We start from the raw sequence: 18,520 nt of genomic DNA on the forward strand, positions 1-18,520 counted from the left end.
ACCTGCAACTGAAAAAGCCACAGGTAGTAAATGCTGTTAGCTGATTTCATCCAAATTCGATGAAATTTCGCTGTTATTCTCACTGTAGAACTTTGAGCCGAACGAGTTGTCGACCATTGTCTCGGTCAGATAAATTTTTGAATAGTTGACCGCTTGGATGTTGAAATCAAACTTCGCATTTTGAATAATGCACTTTGAAGCATGGAGAACCGATTTGTTTTGTACAAATATATCGGATTCATGGCCCTCTATAATCTGTGTGGCATTCAGCTCAACCGAAGATTCGGAGTCGATCCATATTTGCGAATACATATGGTTGGAAATGAACGAATCCTGAATTAACGCCTCTGCATGGTTTTCGATAATTAACCCGTTCCGTTCACCTTCCATCAGCTCACTGTCTTTTAACACAAGGGAACTGTCATTGATGATGATTTGCGGCATTTTATGACAAGAAATTTCGCTTTCGATGATGTGGAGCGATGCATCTTTCATCGCCACAATGCCGTTTGTTTCGCCGCCGCTAATTTGGGAATGCTGAATCGTTGCATTCGTATTGCCGACCATTTCAATTTGAATCCCCGTACCATCTTTCACTACCGATTCGGTTACTTCAAGTTCACACCCGTCCATGACAAAAATACTTTTTCCGCCGATTAGTTCGCTTTGATAAATCGTCACCGTACTATTATTTTTCCCGGCTATATGTGCCAGGTCATTGTGATTGAAATGGCAATTGTCCACAGAAGTTTTCGCATGATTGACCGCTAAAATACCATTGCCTTTGTTATGATGAACGGTCGTATTTAATAGGAGTAACTCCGCTTCCATTACCGTAAGCGCCGCATTTTTATGGCCGGTAATTGTACTGGATACGATTGAACATGAAGCACCTTTTTCTGTATAAACCCCAATCTGCTTTCCTTCCTGAATGGTCGCATCTTTTATTGTGCAAATGGAGTTTTCAGTAATGAAAAGCTGCGGCAGTATATTATAGGCAAACACCGTACTATTGAAGTTGGCAACCGATTTTTCCTTTATATGAATTCCGACACCTTGACAGCTGTTCACTTCACAATTCGTCATATTCAGGAAAGATTCGAGCAGTAGCTGGATATTCGCAATTTTATGAAACGCAATCAATGAGTTCTCGATCATTGCTTCTGAATAGTCCCGTAAAATAATACCGGATTCATTACCATATTGAATTTGACAATCTGTTACGTTTAGGGAACTTCTTTGCATCCAGACTTGAGGTAGGTGATGGTGTTGGATTGTTGTTTTCGATAAATGTATGTTTGAATGGTCTGATGCATATATACCATTACCCTCGCCATGCATCACTTCACAGGCTTCCATTTCCAATAAGGCATTGTCCTGGATAATGAGCTGTGTCCCTGAATGGTGATGTACTTTCACACGGGTTAAATAGGCCTTTGCATTTGTCTTCACCCAAAGTGCCTGATTTGCTTTGGAAAGGGTACAATCTGTTAAACGAAGCGTTGAATTTTCCGCTAGAATATGCACTTTTTTATTGTTTTCAAAATGACACTGTTCAAATTGGGCATCACTATTGTAAACCAATGTGACTGCCGCATCCGTTGCATCTCTGAACGTTGTGTTTTTACAGACAATGGTTCCACCGTTCAATGCTAACAGTACATTCGTACGTCCACCTTGAATAACGCAGTTTTTTAATATAATTTTACCTTCGACGTAAATTTGCGTTGTAGGTTGAATCGTCATGTTCTCGAATATGACCGTCGCACAATCAGCGATCACGATGGATCCTTTTATGCAGACAGTTGCATCCTTTTGTGCTGCAATCGTTCTATTTTCCTCAAAAGTCAATGTTTCTTTATATGTCCCGGATGCAACGGTAATTTCATCATGGCTCGTTGTTCGTTGCACAGCTTTTTGAATAGTTTTAATGCGTGAAAAAATTGAAGATGAAACTCTTACTAACGCCATACGATTCCTCCTACAAAACATGCTATATGTAATATGTTCACGTAAAATAACAAAATTAATCATTTGCAACTAAAATTGTGTAAAAACATGAAAAAATTTTTATTCTGCTCTTACTAAAATAGTGCAAAGTCAGCTGAAATATTCCTAGTTCTTTAAAGGAAGAAATGTAACAGGGAAAAGGTTTAAAAACTGTACAGGAAGTGTAACGTTATAAGGAGAAGATTACATAAATGTGCGGGTGTCGTATTTAACGAAAAAGGGAAGGTGGTCAATCAATGTATGAACAGCTGCAAACGATCCGTCAGCAACTGAACGAACGTTTTTATGATCGGGAAGAAGAAATTGATGCGTTATTAATTGCTCTATTATCACGGCAGCACCTTTTATTTATCGGTCCGGCGGGTACGGGAAAAAGTGTGCTATCGTCCATGCTTGGTTCCATCGTTGAGGGAAGTCATTGTTTCCAGCATTTATTGACGCCTTTCAGTACGCCTGAAGAATTGTTTGGGGTACTTTCTTTAAAAGATTTGGAACAGGGGGTCTACAAGCGGAATGTGACAAATATGCTGCCGGAAGCCCATTTTGCGTTCATTGATGAAATATTTAAAGCGAACTCAGCAATCCTGAATTCACTGCTCACTCTAATCAATGAGCGGATCTATTACAATAACGGGATTCCAGTTGCTTCCCCGCTTTTGACGATGGTCGGTTCTTCCAATGAATATATTGAAGACGGGGAAGGGCTGGAGGCATTATTTGACCGTTTCTTGCTTCGCTATGAAGTAAACTATATCCGGGAAGTAGAAGATTTCATTGCCATGCTGAAAGATGATAGTGAAAAGGAAGTATGGAAAATAACATTGGACGAGCTCTACGAACATCAGCAAAAGACGAATAAGGTGGCAATATCGGATACGATTTTTAAAGTGCTCGCCAAAATCAGGCAGGCCCTTCATGATGAAGGCATACGTCCGTCCGATCGCCGTTTTAAACAGTCATTGTCGACTTTAAAAGCTAAAGCGTATTTAGACGGCCGAACAGAAGTAATTCGGGAAGACTTGTTGATTTTGACAAATGTTTTATGGGAAACAATTGAACAAAAAACGGTAACAGAGCGAATTGTTAACGAAGTGGCCTTTGATACAGTCGATGCGTTTATACACAGGACATCGACCGAGTTTGAAATGATTATCTTAACAGCAAGAAATGCGATGCTTCAAAAATCCCCGTTTGCCAAATCGGAGCTGAGTCAGCTGCTGCTAAAGGGGAAAAACTTATTTATGGAAGTACAAAATATGAGCCGCCAAATCCCGAGTCGACCGGAATTAAACAGTCTCAAAACGGAAATGCATAAACAATTGCTGCGAATCACTTCAGATGTTATCGGATTTTAAAGAATACAGAAGGTGGGATGCTTTTTGAGTGAGAACATACATGTAATCTACAGCCGAACTGTTTTTAAGGGCAGTGCAGAGCAAAAGGCACGATTTAACGAATTATTGAAAATGGCTACTTTGTTGAATGACAGCTGCATTGCAGGCGAAAAAATAGTTCCGGGCTTTACGAATATCATCGGGGATTGCTGGCATGCTTTCTATTATAAAGCGCCTGTATTAAATGAAAATGCAAAGCAACTGGATAAGATGCAGTATGATTTTGTGAAAGAGCTGCTGAAAAATGAGGAATACATTCAATGGCATGAGCTAACAAAGGGCGATGAGCTATTAAGTGTCCTCACTTCTGTCAGCATTGCAGAGCAGCTTCTTAAAAGCTTCCAATTTTATGAGGAACAAAAAAACCCTTTTCAAATTGAACAACTGGAAGCCTTTCAAAAGAAGCAGCAGACGCCAAACGTAACGATTGATATACCGGAAAAACGGGAATATTTAAAGCAGTTATCGAAAACATCAATCGGTATGATGCTGCAGGAAAATAAAAAAAATATTCATCATACAAAAACTGCGGTCATGAAAGTCGGAACGATGGATGGCAAAAAAATCGATCAGGTGCCTTTAAGCGATCAGTTTAAACTGGCGAGAATGATTGGCGAGCGCAAAGAATTGCAGAAAATTGCCGAATTAGTCGGCCGGTTTAAAAAAATTGCAACAAAAAAGCAGAAGTCAAAACAAGATGAGACGGTCCAGCATCAATCGGTGACTTTTGGGCATGAGCTGTCGCGTCTGTTGCCGGCGGAATTGGGCAACTATATGCTCGGACATAGCAAGCTCGATTTTTTAAAGCGATTAAGCGAGCAGCAAACACTTGTTTTTAATAAGAAGGGAAAGGATCGTCAAGGTAAGGGGCCGATTATTGTGTGTATGGATGAAAGCAGTTCCATGACATCGATTAAAGCACAGAGCAAAGCGTTTTGTATTGCGCTACTGAATATCGCTAAAAAACAGAAAAGAGATTTTGCGATTATCCCTTTCGCAACGAATGTAGGGGAAATTAAATTATTCAGAAAAGGTCAGGCAAAGACCCAGGATCTCATTCAGTTCAGTGACAGTTTCATCGGCGGCGGTACAAACTACGAGCTCCCATTACGGGAAGCGTTGGAGCTGTTGAAGAAAAGTGAATTTAAAAAAGCGGATTTGCTGTTCGTGACGGACGGGTCCAGTTTTTTACCATCGCGTTTTATAGAAGAATTTGAGCATACAAAAAAGCAGAAGCAGTTTGAATGTACTTCAATTGTATTAACGAATTTGTTCAATACCGTCGATTTGAATGTAGTCGACCGCTTTTCGGATCGGGTTATTGAAGTAAATGAATTATTTGAAGCAGAAGATGCATTTGTTTTGTGAAAAACGGGTATATTCAGAAGGTGTGCGTCTATTAGAAGAGCTTTTACCTAGTCAAATGATCGTACGTCTCTTACAATATTGTTAGGCATTTGGTTAGGAGGCGTCTTTTTGTTAGTGGAAGATTATGAAAAGTTTTTTGAAATGACGACGGAAGAGCGAAAACAATCTATTCAGGAGCACCCGTCGATATTGAATGATATACTGGAGACAATTGGTCATGAAGAAGCGGCAACCCGAGACCAGCTGAATTACCGCCTGTTCATTTTGCTGTTATCTGAAAATGCACTCGGTGAGACAGTGATTACCGATTTTGTGAGCAAACTTTCTTCAACAGACGGTTTACTTTATAATATCGGTGAAAAAGGAACACCTTCTGTTTTTCAGCGTTCCTATGCGGCACTTTATTTAGCGGCAATCGTAAATTCCGATCGCCAGCTTGCCATTTTAAATGGGGAACAGTTGGAGCTGCTTGCGCAAAATGCGGTGGCACTGTTATCGAAAGAGCAGGATTTGCGAAGCTTTGTCGATCCGAAGTCTGGCTGGGCCCATAGCATTACGAATACAACGGAGTTGATCAACGCCATTATTGCGCACCCGCTGTATCCGATTCGGTTTACATCCCAAATACTGCAGGCAATCCGCGCAAATATTTGGAAGGGCTATGTATTTGTCGATGACGAAGAAGAACGTTTCTGCAATATTATTCAGGCATTGCTAGCCAAAAATATCGACGAAGAACTGTTCATTGAATGGTTTGAACAGCTGTTTGACCAGCTGGAAATGGTCGCCTATGAGCGCGGCTATGATGCACTTTGGTTTAAAGCGAGAACAAACCAGCTGAACGTGGCAAAAACACTTTATTTTTACTTGAAATTTGCCAATCGGAATGAAAAACTGCGCAGTATTGTATCAACATTCATTCAGCACTGGCTCAAATTAAACTAAGGGTTTTATTTTAGTACAATAATAAATTGATTGTGATTTAAATTTATTACAAGATGTACTAAAAAAATATGCCATTTTTATTGTAGGATCATTTGTTGAGGAAACCAATGTTAGAAGAACTTTCTGACAAAGTAGGATTTCTAAATGAATTGCAGAAGAAAATGGCATTTCCGATAGGTCATAATTTTAACTTATCGCAAAAGATAATAATAATGCAATTTACTTATGTATGAATGTGCGTTATTATTGACTGTGGAGAAAAGAGCTTTACAACCTTTTCAATTAAGAAAAACTAGGGGGAACACAACATGGCAAACTTACACAACAGTCGTTCGACTTTTGAAGTTAACGGTAAAACTTATAACTATTTCCGTTTAGCTGCAATTGAAGAAGCTGGTATCGCAAAAGTATCACGCCTACCTTATTCAATTAAAGTATTATTAGAATCAGTATTACGTCAATATGATAACTATGTAATTAAAGACGAGCATGTTAATGAATTAGCTAACTTCGGTAATCACAATGCAGATGCTGAAGTACCATTCAAACCTTCTCGCGTAGTATTACAAGACTTCACTGGTGTTCCAGTAGTAGTTGACTTAGCTTCATTACGTTCTGCAATGAAAGAAATGGGTGGAGACCCAGCTAAAATCAACCCTGCAATTCCTGTAGACCTTGTAATTGACCACTCAGTACAAGTAGACAAATACGGTAACGCAGCAGCATTACAAGCGAACATGGATTTAGAGTTCGAACGTAACGCTGAACGTTATAACTTCTTAAAATGGGCTCAAACTGCTTATGATAACTTCCGCGCTGTACCACCAGCAACTGGTATCGTACACCAAGTTAACTTAGAGTACTTAGCTCCAATCGTTCACGTTAACGAAACAGAAGAAGGTTTAGTAGCATTCCCTGACTCAGTAGTAGGTACTGACTCTCACACAACTATGATCAACGGTATCGGTGTTCTAGGTTGGGGTGTTGGTGGTATCGAAGCTGAAGCTGGTATGTTAGGTCAACCATCTTACTTCCCAATTCCTGATGTTATCGGTGTTAAATTAGTAGGCGAATTACCAAACGGTACTACAGCTACTGACTTAGCATTAAAAGTAACTCAAGTATTACGTGCTCGTGGCGTAGTAAACAAATTCGTTGAGTTCTTCGGACCTGGCGTACCTGGTTTACCATTAGCTGACCGTGCTACAATCTCAAACATGGCTCCAGAATACGGTGCTACTTGTGGTTTCTTCGCAGTTGATGAAGAATCATTAAACTACATGCGCTTAACTGGCCGTGACGAAGAGCACATTGCTGTTGTTGAAGCTTACTTAAAAGCTAACGACATGTTCTTCAACCCAGAATTAGAGCCTGTATACACTGACGTTTTAGAAATCAACTTAGCTGACATCGAAGCTAACCTTTCTGGTCCTAAACGTCCACAAGATTTAATTCCTTTAACTGAAATGAAAAAAGTTTACCGTGAGTCAGTAGTAGCTCCTCAAGGTACACAAGGTTTCGGTTTAACAGAAGAAGAATTCTCAAAAACATCTACTGCTAACTTTGCAGACGGTGCTGTTGAAATTCCAGCTGGTGCGGTAGCAATCGCAGCCATCACTTCTTGTACAAACACATCTAACCCATACGTATTATTAGCTGCTGGTTTAGTTGCTAAAAAAGCTGTAGAGTTAGGTATTAAACCTGCTAAGTGGGTTAAAACTTCATTAGCTCCAGGTTCTAAAGTAGTTACTGGCTACTTAGAAGAATCAGGTTTACAAGACTACTTCGACCAAATCGGTTTCAACACAGTTGGTTACGGTTGTACAACATGTATCGGTAACTCTGGTCCTTTATTACCAGAAATCGAAGATGCAATCAAATCAAACGATTTATTCGTAACTTCTGTATTATCAGGTAACCGTAACTTCGAAGGTCGTGTACACCCATTAGTAAAAGCTAACTTCTTAGCTTCACCACCATTAGTTGTTGCTTACGCATTAGCGGGTACTGTAGATATCGATCTACAAAAAGACGCAATCGCTGTAACTCCAGAAGGCAAAGAAGTATTCTTCGCTGATATCTGGCCATCAACTGAAGAAGTTAACGAAGTATTAAATAAAGTTGTAACTCGTGAATTATTCCAAAAAGAATACGAAACTGTATTCACTGCTAACGAAGCTTGGAATGCAATCGAAACTTCAACTGAAAACTTATATACTTTCGATGACAAATCAACTTACATCCAAAACCCACCATTCTTCACTGGTCTTTCTAAAGAGCCAGGTGCTATCCAAACATTAGCTGGAATGCGTGTAATGGCTAAGTTCGGTGACTCTATCACTACTGACCACATCTCTCCTGCAGGTGCAATCGGTAAAGATACACCAGCTGGTAAGTACTTAATCGAAAACGGAGTTGCAATCCGTGACTTCAACTCTTACGGTTCTCGTCGTGGTAACCACGAAGTAATGATGCGCGGTACATTCGCTAACATCCGTATCCGTAACCAAATCGCTCCAGGTACAGAAGGTGGTTTCACTACTTACTGGCCAACAGGCGAAGTTGAGTACATTTACGATGCTTGCATGAAGTACAAAGAAGCAGGTACTGGCTTAGTAGTATTAGCTGGTAACGACTACGGTATGGGTTCATCTCGTGACTGGGCTGCTAAAGGTACATTCTTACTAGGCGTTAAAACTGTAATCGCACAATCTTACGAGCGTATCCACCGTTCTAACTTAGTAATGATGGGCGTATTACCATTACAATTCATGGCTGGCGAATCAGCTGAAACTTTAGGATTAAAAGGTGACGAAACAATCGACGTTAACTTAACTGATGATGTTAAACCACGTGATATCCTAACTGTTACTGCTACTTCTCCAGAAGGAAAAGTAACTGAGTTCAAAGCGTTAGCTCGTTTCGACTCTGAAGTAGAAGTAGACTACTACCGTCACGGTGGTATCCTACAAATGGTATTACGTGCTAAAGCTGCACAACAATAATTCCATTCTATAACTTGAAAGACAAAGTCAATTTCGATTGGCTTTGTCTTTTTTTGTGCAAAAAGGACCTAAAGAATGTATTTTTTGTTAATTAACAGTAAAATTTTACGGAAAATGTGGAAATTTTTATAATATTTCGTTACTATCAAAAGGAAGGTTAAAAATTTTGGGGGGTCTTTTGGATGAAGAAAAAAAGAATGTATTCAGCAACAGCTTTAGCAGCATTTACGGCAGTAGCTGTAGGAGCAACAGGTGTAATGGCAGAAGAGACAATTTTCACGGATGTCTCTGTTAGCCATCCATATGCAGATGGAATCAATGCTCTAACTTCTGCAGGTATCGTTAAAGGATTTGAAGATGGTACTTTTAAACCAGACGCAACGGTTACACGTGGACAAGCTGCAAAAATGATTGCGGGTGCTCTTAAACTAGATACGACAAATGTGAAAAATCCTAACTTCAAAGATATTAAAACGTCAAACCAGTATTACAGTCAAATAGCGGCATTAGTAGCTACTGGATTTGTAAAAGGTTATGAAGACGGCACATTCCGTACAGCGGATAAAATTACACATAATCAGTTTGCTAAAATTTTAACGAATGTTTCAGCGGTATATCCGATTGATGCAACAGCATTATTAACAGAGGCTAAAGTTGTATTCCACCCTACGAAACAACTAACTCGTGGTGAACTTTCAAGCGTATTGGCAACAATGCTTGCAGCGGCTGCACCAGCACCACAGCCTGAACCTGAAACAGACAATTATAAATTATCGATCATGCATGTGAACGATACTCATGGACGTGTGGATTCATTCCCGAAATTAATGACGGCAGTTAAGGAACAACGCGCTAAAACACCGGATGCGCTTTTATTGCATGCAGGTGACGTATTCAGCGGTACATTGTACTTCAACGAATTCCAAGGACAAGCAGATCTACCGTTTTTAAATGCATTGAAATTTGATGCGATCACATTAGGTAACCATGAATTTGACTTAGGTTCTTCACCAGAAGGACATAAAGCATTGGCAGACTTCATTAAAGCTTCACAATTCCCGGTATTAACGGCGAATGTTGACTTTACAAAAGACAGCCTGTTTACAGGAATGTTCTCTGACTTAGTATCAAGCGAGCCAGAAAACGGCAAAATTTACGCTGGTATGATTAAAGAAGTAAACGGCGAAAAAATCGGGATCTTCGGTTTAACGACGGCTGAAACGAAAGACATCGCATCACCAGGAAGTGTAGCATTTGAAAATTATATCGACGAAGCGAAAAAAGCGGTTAAAGCGTTTGAAGATAAAGGTGTCGATAAAATTATTGCTTTAACACATATCGGTTATGACGATAACCCTGCATATGACAATGATCAAGTTCTAGCAAAATCAGTACCTGGAATTGATATTATCGTAGGCGGTCACACGCATACTGAACTGAAAGAGCCAGTCGTAATTGATACAAACACTGTTGGCGAGAAAAAGGATGCAACATTGATTGTTCAAGCGAAAGAGTACGCTGGTTTCCTAGGTACTGTGAACGTTGAGTTCGATGAAAATGGTGTCATCGTGAAACATGACGGTCAGTTAGTTGAAATCGGTAAACTTGCAGATGACGCTGAAGGTTTAAAAATGCTAGCGCCGTTTAAAGAAAAAGTGGATGAAATTACTAAAGCCGAAATCGGTGTAACTATCGCAGAAGATTTAGTAAGCCCTCGTGCATCAGATGATAATCCAGTGAGTGTACGTAACAGCGAAACGGTATTAGGTAATATTATTACTGACGGTATGCTTGCAAAAGCGAAACAATATACTGATAAAAAAGTTGTAATGGCAATGCAAAATGGCGGCGGTATCCGTGCTGCAATTCCTGCCGGCAATATTACAACAGGACAAGTTATTACAGTATTGCCATTTGGTAATACATTAGCATTAATGGATGTTACAGGTGCTGAATTAAAAGCGGCATTTGAACACTCTGTGAAAGAAGCTCCAAAAGAGAACGGCGGATTCCTGCATATTTCAGGTGCTAAACTAGAATACGATTCTTCTAAAGAAGTAGGTTCTCGTGTCGTTTCATTAAAATACTTTGATGAAGCAACGAATGCATATGTCGATATAGCGGATAACGACACATACACAGTAGCTACAAATGCCTTCACAGCTAAAGGCGGAGACGGCTTCAGCTCATTCGAAAAAGCATACGGTGAAGGCCGTGTGACGGACTTAGGTTTATCAGATTGGGAAAACTTAAAAGAACAATTACTATCAATGAAAGAAATTAAGTTTACGACAGAAGGCCGCATTGTAGATGTAGCTGCACCTGCGGAAAAATAATTCAATAGCGAAACCACTAATTTGGGCAACCATGTTAGTGGTTTTTTTATTTATTTTTCTGCAAATAATATTATGTAAATGAAAGCGTTTACTTTACAACTCGATAACATTATAAGTTAGAAAATTCAGATAAATATAGTTGGTCCTAAAATAGAATGTTATTTAACGATTATATTGTCCTATTTTTTGAATATTAATATGAACAAAATTCACGTACTAATAAGAAAATATTTACATTTTCTAGTAGAAATATGTAAAAACTTAGAATATATTATTGTTATACGCATGAGTGTTCATTCATTCGTATAGGACTAATTTTATAAAAAAGGGGGGTTTTTTATGGGGTCGTTTCAGTTGTTTGGGAAGGAATTGCAGTCACTGAAAAATCGTAAAGGTTTACTCGTTGCGTTGATCGGTGTCATGCTCATTCCAATTGTTTACGTAGCTGTTCTTCTGTCAGCTACATGGGGACCGTATGACAATCTGGATAACTTACCGGTTGCATTCGTCAATAAGGATGCAGGCGGGGTTTCGGGTGGTCAAGCAATCAATGTCGGCGAAGATTTAATGGAAACATTAAAGGAGAGTAATTCATTAGGCTGGCATTTCGTGACAGAAGAAGAAGCGATGGCAGGGTTGGAAAATCAGGAATTTTACTTGGTGGTAGAAGTACCTGAAGACTTTTCACAAAAGGTGACTACCGTTCTTGATGCAAATCCGCAAGTGCCGGAATTGCGCTATATCCAAAATGAAGGGTTAAACTTCATGGGAGCGCAAGTAACAAACAGTGCTGTTGAAAAACTTCGCGAACAATTAGGGGACAAAATTACAGCGACTTATGCCAGAACGGTATTCTCAAGATTTACGGATATCGAAACAGGATTTGCTACCGGAGCGGATGGTTCGAAGCAAATCGTGGATGGCACGGAGCAGCTGGCAGATGGGACAAACACCTTATTAACATCGTTGACGGAAAAATCGGCAGATATTAACAAACTTGCTGCCGGTGCGAAGACGGCCGATGCGGGGGCAGGCCAGCTTCTTTCCGCGATCAATGGAGGAACGGGTGACATTAACAAACTAGCATCCGGCTCACGTCAAGTGGCATCTGGTGCTACACAGTTAAAAGGAGGGTCACAGCAAGTATTAGCCGGACTTAACTCGTTAAAAGGCGGTTCAACGGAAATCTACACAGGTTTACAGCAATTACAGCCTGGTTCCGAAAATCTACTTAGTGGGTTACAGCAGCTTTCTGCAGGAGCGAACCAGCTATACGCAGGGATTGCGGTAGGAGACGGCACACAAGCGAATCCTGGCTTGGCAAAAGGTTTGAACCAGCTGGCGACAGTATTGCAGTCAAAACAGGCAGATATTGAACAAATGGCGCAAGGTGCAGTATTGCTGCAAAGCTTGGCGCAAGCACCTGGTATGGAAGCATACCGTGAAAATTTACTAGCGTTAAGTGCAGGTTTAGGTGAACTCGGCAGCGTTTATCCTGTTGCCGTTCAAAGTGCCAATGCATTAAGTAATGGTGCCAACCAGATTGCACAATCCATGCCGGCATTGACGACAGGTCTTGAAAATGCGATTGCAGGCCAAAAAACAATCGTGTCCGGAATTGGTTCATTAACAGCGGGACAAGAAAAAGCTGTTAAAGGTATCGATGCGCTTGTTGCAGGGCAGACAGCAGTCGTTTCAGGGGCTTCTAACTTAGCGGGTGGTGCATCACAGGTAGCAAATGGTAACGCCTCGCTAACGAGCTCTTGGAACAAATTAGGTGCAGGTGTTTCCAATCTGAAAAGCGGTTTAACGCAAATCAGTTCAGGAAATGAAACCGTAGCAGTTGGATGGCAAACGATGACAGAAGGGGTTACTTCATTAAATGATGGGGTGAATCGTCTTCAGGCAGGTTCATCGGAATTGGCGACTGGTCTGGAAGGCGGACGTGAACAAGTGGCGGCATTACGGATTACCGACGAAAATATCGCGATGTTCTCATCACCGGTCACATTGGCAGGGGAGAAAGTCAATGCATACGAATATTACCGTGATTCAACGGCACCGTATATTTTATCGTTGGCATTATTCGTAGGTATGCTCGTATTGTCCATGTTTGTTGACTTTAAAAAGCCGGCTGTATTGCCAAAGTCTGCGGTAAGCTGGTTTGTCAGTAAGTGGCTGCAATTGGCACTCTTTGCTACAATTCAGGCCGTGCTGGTTACTGTATTTACATTAGTTGTATTACAGCTATCGGTAGAACATGTCGTGCCGTTTATTTTATTCGGGATTTTTGTCAGCATTGTATTTATGTCGATCATTTTCTTCCTTGTATCGGTTGCAGGCAATATCGGTCGGTTTATCGCACTTGTACTGGCTGTTGCACAATTATCGATTACAGGCTCGAATTTGCCGATTCCAATGCTGCCTGAAAATTTACAGGCTGTAAGTGCATATTTACCGTTTACGTATTCAATTTCAGGATTTAAATCGGTTATTTCATTAGGTGATCTTTCATTATTATCATCAAATGCTTTAACGCTGGTTATTTATTTAGTTGTTGCTTCTGTGTTGGCATTAGTTGCGTTTATCGTAAGCTATAAATCACTTACGACGAAGTACACACCGGAAGTGCAGCCGACTGCATAAAAAAAGACCCGTCCGCTCTCATAAAAGAGAGTGACGGGTTTTTTAACATTTCATTAAAACTCTACGTGGGCAATCATGCCTTCTTCATCATCAATAGCGAGAGAAATACGCGCTGACATTGAATCACGGCCAAGCTGCTCATCAATATACAGACGAAGTGCCATGATGAAATTCACAGAGTTGTATACATCCAATTGTCCGTTGTAGAAAGCTTCCGCTGAATATCCGGCAACATCATCATACATCAGCTCCACTTCCACTTCTTCGGGTGCTGCGTTTTTGAATTTTGCATGGAACAGACAAACGGCATTAATTAAATCTTGTTCAAGTAATGTTAGTTTTTCCACGAGTCAGTAACCTCTTTATCCTTTTTGCGTTTGATTAACTGGTAAATCTTCACTAGGAAGAAGACAATCGCCGCAATTGCTGCTACGTTGATCAACAGTCCTAAAATATTGCCTAACATCCCCATGCCTGCAAATAAGCTACCGAATAATAAACCGGCTAAACCACCAAGCATTAAGCCTTTCATTAAACCGCCTTTGTTAGTTGAAGCTGTATTTGAATCATTCTTTTTTGTAGAATTATTATTTTGTTTTGTTGTTGTCGGGTTTGTAGCATCGTTGTTTTTCTTTTGGAAATTTGAGTTGTTATTGTTGTTGAAGCCTTTTTTACCTGACTTGTATCCTTTTGCTTCAACAGTATCTGCATCATTTGCAAATAAAATCGTAGTCCCTACACTTGAAAATACAAGTGTGAAAGCTATTAAGATTGCTGATAACTTTTTCATGTTTTTCCCCCAATTAGTCTATTTATTTACTTTCTCAGTATATCAAAAATCTACCTAAATAGAAAATGAAAACACTTTTAAGCAAATACTACAAGCAATGCCCGAAATATAGCTTTTCTTGTGAGAATCACAATTATTATTGTATTCATAAAAATGACACTGTATGATGAAGTTTAATTTAGATGAAAATTCTGAATTTACATCAATATGTAAGGAAATACGTCGAATAATGAAATTGGGGGAATGAAAAAGATGAGTAAAATTCGCATTGGTATTGTAGGTTACGGAAATTTGGGCCGCGGTGTGGAAGCAGCGATCGGTCAAAATACTGACATGGAATTGGTAGCTGTATTTACGCGTCGTGATCCTGCTACAGTTGCTATACAATCACTGAACGTGCCGGTGTATCTAGTGGATGATGCACCTAAGTATAAAGAACAGATTGATGTCATGATATTATGCGGTGGTTCTGCAAAAGATTTACCGGAGCAAGTTCCGCATTTTGCGCAATGGTTCAATACGATCGACAGTTATGATACGCATGCAAATATTCCTGTTTTCTTTGATACGGTTGATGCAGTTGCACAAAAAAGTGATAAAGTATCCATTATTTCGGTTGGCTGGGACCCGGGGCTGTTTTCATTGAACCGCCTATTAGGTGAAACAGTTCTACCACAAGGAAATACATATACGTTCTGGGGAGACGGCTTAAGCCAAGGCCACTCAGACGCTTTACGCCGTATTGAAGGAGTAAAAAATGCAGTACAATATACTTTGCCGATCAAGGAAGCGGTAAACCGTGTACGCAATGGTGAAAATCCTGACCTGACAACACGTGAAAAACATGCCCGTGAATGCTATGTTGTATTGGCTGAAGGTGCGGATGCAGTAGTGATCGAAAAGGAAATTAAGGAAATGCCAAATTATTTTGCGGACTATGATACAACGGTAAACTTTATTACCGAAGCAGAATTTAAAGAAAATCACCAAGGGATGCCGCATGGCGGGTTTGTCATCCGTTCTGGTCAATCTGGTGACGCAGATAAGCAAATTATGGAGTTTTCATTAACGCTTGAGTCCAATCCGATGTTCACATCGAGTGTTCTTGTTGCGTATGCACGTGCTGCCTATAAATTGCAGGCACAAGGAGACAAAGGTGCAAAGACGGTATTCGATATTCCATATGGTTTATTATCCCCAAAATCGCCAGCAGATTTGCGCAAAGAATTACTGTAATATCCAAACGAACGTCGTCTAGTAAATTTAGGCGTCGTTTTTTTTGGTTTTGCCGGACAAATCGATGACAAAGTCTTTTCTTTCGCTGGTTGGCAACGTAGAATAGAGAGGTTAAGTCTCTGAAAGATGGTTGTCCACTTTAGAAATGAATTCACTTAAAAATCTGAAGTTATATCAGATTCAAATGGTAAACAGAAAGGATGTTTAATGTGCAGGATAAGCGTTTTAAAATCGCACATAAAGAAGCAATGATCGGTGTCGTGCTTGTCATCATTAACTTTGCAATCTGGTTCGGATTTGCATACGGGCTCGGTTCCGGTGACCCGCTGGAGTATGATTACGTATTAGGGTTCCCGGCATGGTTTTTCTATAGCTGTATCGCAGGAACAATTTTTATGATTATTTCAATCTGGCTCGCGATGAAACTTTTCTTCAAAGACATTTCGCTTGAAGAGGAGGACAAACATAAATGATACATTGGTCGGTCATTATTCCATTATTTATATTTTTAATTATCATTTTTGGTATCGGTATTTGGGCAAATCGCCAAGTACGCACATCGAATTCATTTTTACAGGAGTATTTTTTAGGCGGACGCGAAATGGGCGGATTCATCCTGGCAATGACGATGATGGCGACATATGGCAGCGCTTCAAGCTTTATCGGTGGACCGGGTGTTGCCTATAATACAGGGCTTGGATGGGTTCTGTTGGCAATGGCACAGCTGCCTGCAGGTTATTTTGTGTTAATGGTGCTCGGCAAGAAATTTGCGATTGTTGCACGCCGTATTGAAGCCATTACATTAATCGATTTTTTAAAGAAACGCTATGACAGTCATACAATCGTTATTTTATCGGCGATCAGCATCATTATTTTCCTGTTTGCCTCAATGACTGCGCAATGGGTAGGCGGTGCACGTCTGATTGAATCACTGACAGGGCTTTCCTATACAAATGCATTGCTCATTTTTGCGGTAGCTGTATTAGCCTATGTAATTATCGGCGGTTTCCGGGCTGTCGCATTAACGGATGCAATGCAGGGGTCTATTATGATTATCGGTACAGTCGTCCTTCTTATTGCTACGGTTATTGCCGGTGGTGGTATTGATACGATTATGCAAGCACTCGTTGCAGAAAACCCGAATTTAGTAACGCCATTTGGTGCAGAACAGAATCTGACACCACTGTATGTATCTACATTTTGGATATTAATTGGACTAGGGGTCATCGGCTTGCCTCAGATTGCCGTGCGTGCGATGAGCTACAAAGATTCGAAAAGCTTACATAAAGCAATTCTGATCGGGACAATCGGAATCGGGACAATCATGTTCGGCATGCATTTAATTGGTGTATTTGCACGTCCCGTTATGCCTGGTATAGAAGTCGGCGATAAAGTAATGCCACTTTTGACATTGGAAGTGCTGCCGCCGGTACTGGCAGGGATCGTACTCGCAGCTCCAATGGCGGCTATTATGTCGACAGTCAATGCACTGCTCATCCTAGTAAGTTCTACAGTTGTAAAAGATATTTATTTAAACTATATCAATCCGAAAGCAAGCGATAAACAGATCAAAACCCGCAGCTTCTGGGTGACAAGCATTATCGGAATCGCGGTAGTGATATTTGCCGTTAAACCGCCGGAGCTGTTAATCATGCTGAACTTGTTTGCGTTCGGCGGACTGGAATCAGCCTTTTTATGGAGTGTCGTATTTGGCCTGTACTGGAAGAAAGCAAATAAATACGGGGCCATCAGTTCAATGATAGTCGGTCTGACATTATATATTGTCATCTATCGATTTGCGGAAAATATTTATGGCATGCACTCCGTTACCATTCCAATCTTTGCTTCACTTATTACGTTTGTAGCGGTAAGTCTGATCGCGCAAAAGATGAAAAAAATAGAAGATTACCATTTCTAATAGCCATAACAGGTTTAGGTCTGTATGATAGAAACCAGAACTATCAATTGATAGTTCTGGTTTATTTGACGTTAAACACTTATTATTGTAAACTAGGTTACATAAAGTAACTTAATAAAAACTAAAGGTGATTAGATGAAAAAATTAATGGCTATTTTAGAAGATAAAATTCAGCTTGTCCGTCGTGATGAACTGCAAAATATTGCAGTAGTCGGACCGGTAAAGCTACCTATAAAGCAAGAAAATCTAGAAGCAACATTCCAATGGTATTCATGGACAACTGTTGAAAAAAATCAGACAAAACAACAAGTAGTGGAATCCGTATCGTCTATGCATTTAGCATTTGGCCAGCAGTCTTCAGTACTCGTATATGGAGACTTCGCCAATCAGGAAGATGCATTGATCCGCATGCACAGCATTTGCCATACAGGTGATATTTTCGGTTCACAGCGTTGTGACTGCGGCTATCAGTTACATGAATCGATGAAAATGATTGTCGAGCACGGCTGTGGCGCAATCTTCTATTTAGCAGATCATGAGGGACGCGGTATTGGGCTGTTTTCAAAATCGCTCGCTTATTTATTGCAGGAAGAAGAATTTGATACAGTGGAAGCCAATCTTGCACTTGGGTTTGAAGATGATGTCCGTTCGTATGATGACGCAATCCGTGTACTGCAAGTATTGCGTTCAAAACCGGTAACACTTATTACAAACAACCCGAAAAAGCTTGCAGCACTGCAGGAGAGCGGGTTACTTGCGGATGGCCATATTCCATTATGGGGCGGTCTGACAGAAACGAATGAACAGTACTTGAAAACGAAAGTAGAAAAGTCTGGTCATATCGCGATGGCTGAAAAGTTAACGGTGTAAGG

The 18,520-nt window shown here is 40.4% G+C and carries 13 protein-coding genes; 10 read left to right on the forward strand and 3 right to left on the reverse strand.

The window, feature by feature from the left end; all coding sequences use genetic code 11:
* Window positions 1-36 precede the first annotated feature (36 nt).
* Window positions 37-1,971: a right-handed parallel beta-helix repeat-containing protein gene (locus tag MKY51_RS07920; RefSeq protein WP_339176372.1), complete on the reverse strand. Its 1,935-nt coding sequence runs from the start codon at window positions 1,969-1,971 to the stop codon at window positions 37-39.
* 275 nt (window positions 1,972-2,246) lie between these two features.
* On the opposite strand from MKY51_RS07920, the gene MKY51_RS07925 reads away from it, so the two are divergent.
* The 6 genes from MKY51_RS07925 (at window position 2,247) to MKY51_RS07950 (ending at window position 13,704) form a co-directional block, all read left to right on the forward strand.
* On the forward strand, window positions 2,247-3,365 hold the full coding sequence (locus MKY51_RS07925; RefSeq protein WP_339176373.1) for an AAA family ATPase: 1,119 nt from the start codon (window positions 2,247-2,249) through the stop codon (window positions 3,363-3,365).
* Between the two features lie 24 nt (window positions 3,366-3,389).
* On the forward strand, window positions 3,390-4,772 hold the full coding sequence (locus MKY51_RS07930) for a VWA domain-containing protein (RefSeq protein WP_339176374.1): 1,383 nt from the start codon (window positions 3,390-3,392) through the stop codon (window positions 4,770-4,772).
* 114 nt (window positions 4,773-4,886) lie between these two features.
* Entirely contained in the window at window positions 4,887-5,717 is an 831-nt protein-coding gene (locus tag MKY51_RS07935) for a DUF2785 domain-containing protein (RefSeq protein ID WP_339176591.1), read from the forward strand.
* 308 nt (window positions 5,718-6,025) lie between these two features.
* Window positions 6,026-8,722 (forward strand): aconitate hydratase AcnA, encoded by a 2,697-nt coding sequence (acnA, locus tag MKY51_RS07940; protein WP_339176375.1) that lies wholly within the window; start codon window positions 6,026-6,028, stop codon window positions 8,720-8,722.
* Between the two features lie 182 nt (window positions 8,723-8,904).
* Window positions 8,905-11,058 carry a 5'-nucleotidase C-terminal domain-containing protein gene (locus MKY51_RS07945; RefSeq protein WP_339176376.1) on the forward strand — a complete coding sequence of 718 codons (2,154 nt, stop codon included), beginning with the start codon at window positions 8,905-8,907 and terminating at the stop codon, window positions 11,056-11,058.
* Window positions 11,059-11,397: 339 nt separating this feature from the next.
* Entirely contained in the window at window positions 11,398-13,704 is a 2,307-nt protein-coding gene (locus MKY51_RS07950) for a YhgE/Pip domain-containing protein (RefSeq protein ID WP_339176377.1), read from the forward strand.
* A gap of 53 nt (window positions 13,705-13,757) precedes the next feature.
* Here MKY51_RS07950 and MKY51_RS07955 read toward each other — a convergent pair whose 3' ends face one another.
* Both MKY51_RS07955 and MKY51_RS07960 read right to left on the reverse strand, forming a co-directional pair.
* Window positions 13,758-14,051, reverse strand: coding sequence for a YxcD family protein (locus MKY51_RS07955; RefSeq protein WP_339176378.1), 294 nt, complete (start codon window positions 14,049-14,051; stop codon window positions 13,758-13,760).
* The gene (locus MKY51_RS07960; protein ID WP_339176379.1) at window positions 14,039-14,494 is read right to left on the reverse strand and encodes a hypothetical protein; all 456 of its coding nucleotides are present in this window, start codon (window positions 14,492-14,494) and stop codon (window positions 14,039-14,041) included. Before MKY51_RS07960 ends, MKY51_RS07955 begins: the two co-directional genes overlap by 13 nt.
* Before the next feature lie 252 nt (window positions 14,495-14,746).
* Here MKY51_RS07960 and MKY51_RS07965 point away from each other — a divergent pair, with 252 nt between their 5' ends.
* The 4 genes from MKY51_RS07965 to MKY51_RS07980 all read left to right on the forward strand — a co-directional run bounded on the left by MKY51_RS07965 (window position 14,747) and on the right by MKY51_RS07980 (window position 18,518).
* Window positions 14,747-15,730, forward strand: coding sequence for a diaminopimelate dehydrogenase (locus MKY51_RS07965; RefSeq protein WP_339176380.1), 984 nt, complete (start codon window positions 14,747-14,749; stop codon window positions 15,728-15,730).
* Window positions 15,731-15,930: 200 nt separating this feature from the next.
* Window positions 15,931-16,203: a YhdT family protein gene (locus MKY51_RS07970; protein WP_339176382.1), complete on the forward strand. Its 273-nt coding sequence runs from the start codon at window positions 15,931-15,933 to the stop codon at window positions 16,201-16,203.
* A complete protein-coding gene (gene panF / locus MKY51_RS07975) occupies window positions 16,203-17,648 on the forward strand; it encodes a sodium/pantothenate symporter (protein ID WP_339176593.1) in 1,446 nt (481 codons plus the stop codon). Before MKY51_RS07970 ends, panF begins: the two co-directional genes overlap by 1 nt.
* A 135-nt stretch (window positions 17,649-17,783) precedes the next feature.
* Window positions 17,784-18,518, forward strand: a complete 735-nt coding sequence (locus MKY51_RS07980; protein ID WP_339176384.1) for a GTP cyclohydrolase II — start codon at window positions 17,784-17,786, stop codon at window positions 18,516-18,518.
* The last annotated feature ends 2 nt before the right edge of the window (window positions 18,519-18,520 follow it).

The organism is Solibacillus sp. FSL R5-0691, assembly GCF_037974225.1.
Classification (GTDB): domain Bacteria; phylum Bacillota; class Bacilli; order Bacillales_A; family Planococcaceae; genus Solibacillus.

Coding starts and splice junctions, on each gene's coding strand:
- MKY51_RS07920 (WP_339176372.1), bottom strand. CDS start 1,971: ATGGCGTTAGTAAGAGTTTCATCTTCAATTTTTTCACGCATTAAAACT.
- MKY51_RS07925 (WP_339176373.1), top strand. CDS start 2,247: ATGTATGAACAGCTGCAAACGATCCGTCAGCAACTGAACGAACGTTTT.
- acnA (WP_339176375.1), top strand. CDS start 6,026: ATGGCAAACTTACACAACAGTCGTTCGACTTTTGAAGTTAACGGTAAA.
- MKY51_RS07945 (WP_339176376.1), top strand. CDS start 8,905: ATGAAGAAAAAAAGAATGTATTCAGCAACAGCTTTAGCAGCATTTACG.
- MKY51_RS07950 (WP_339176377.1), top strand. CDS start 11,398: ATGGGGTCGTTTCAGTTGTTTGGGAAGGAATTGCAGTCACTGAAAAAT.
- MKY51_RS07960 (WP_339176379.1), bottom strand. CDS start 14,494: ATGAAAAAGTTATCAGCAATCTTAATAGCTTTCACACTTGTATTTTCA.
- MKY51_RS07965 (WP_339176380.1), top strand. CDS start 14,747: ATGAGTAAAATTCGCATTGGTATTGTAGGTTACGGAAATTTGGGCCGC.
- MKY51_RS07970 (WP_339176382.1), top strand. CDS start 15,931: ATGTTTAATGTGCAGGATAAGCGTTTTAAAATCGCACATAAAGAAGCA.
- MKY51_RS07980 (WP_339176384.1), top strand. CDS start 17,784: ATGAAAAAATTAATGGCTATTTTAGAAGATAAAATTCAGCTTGTCCGT.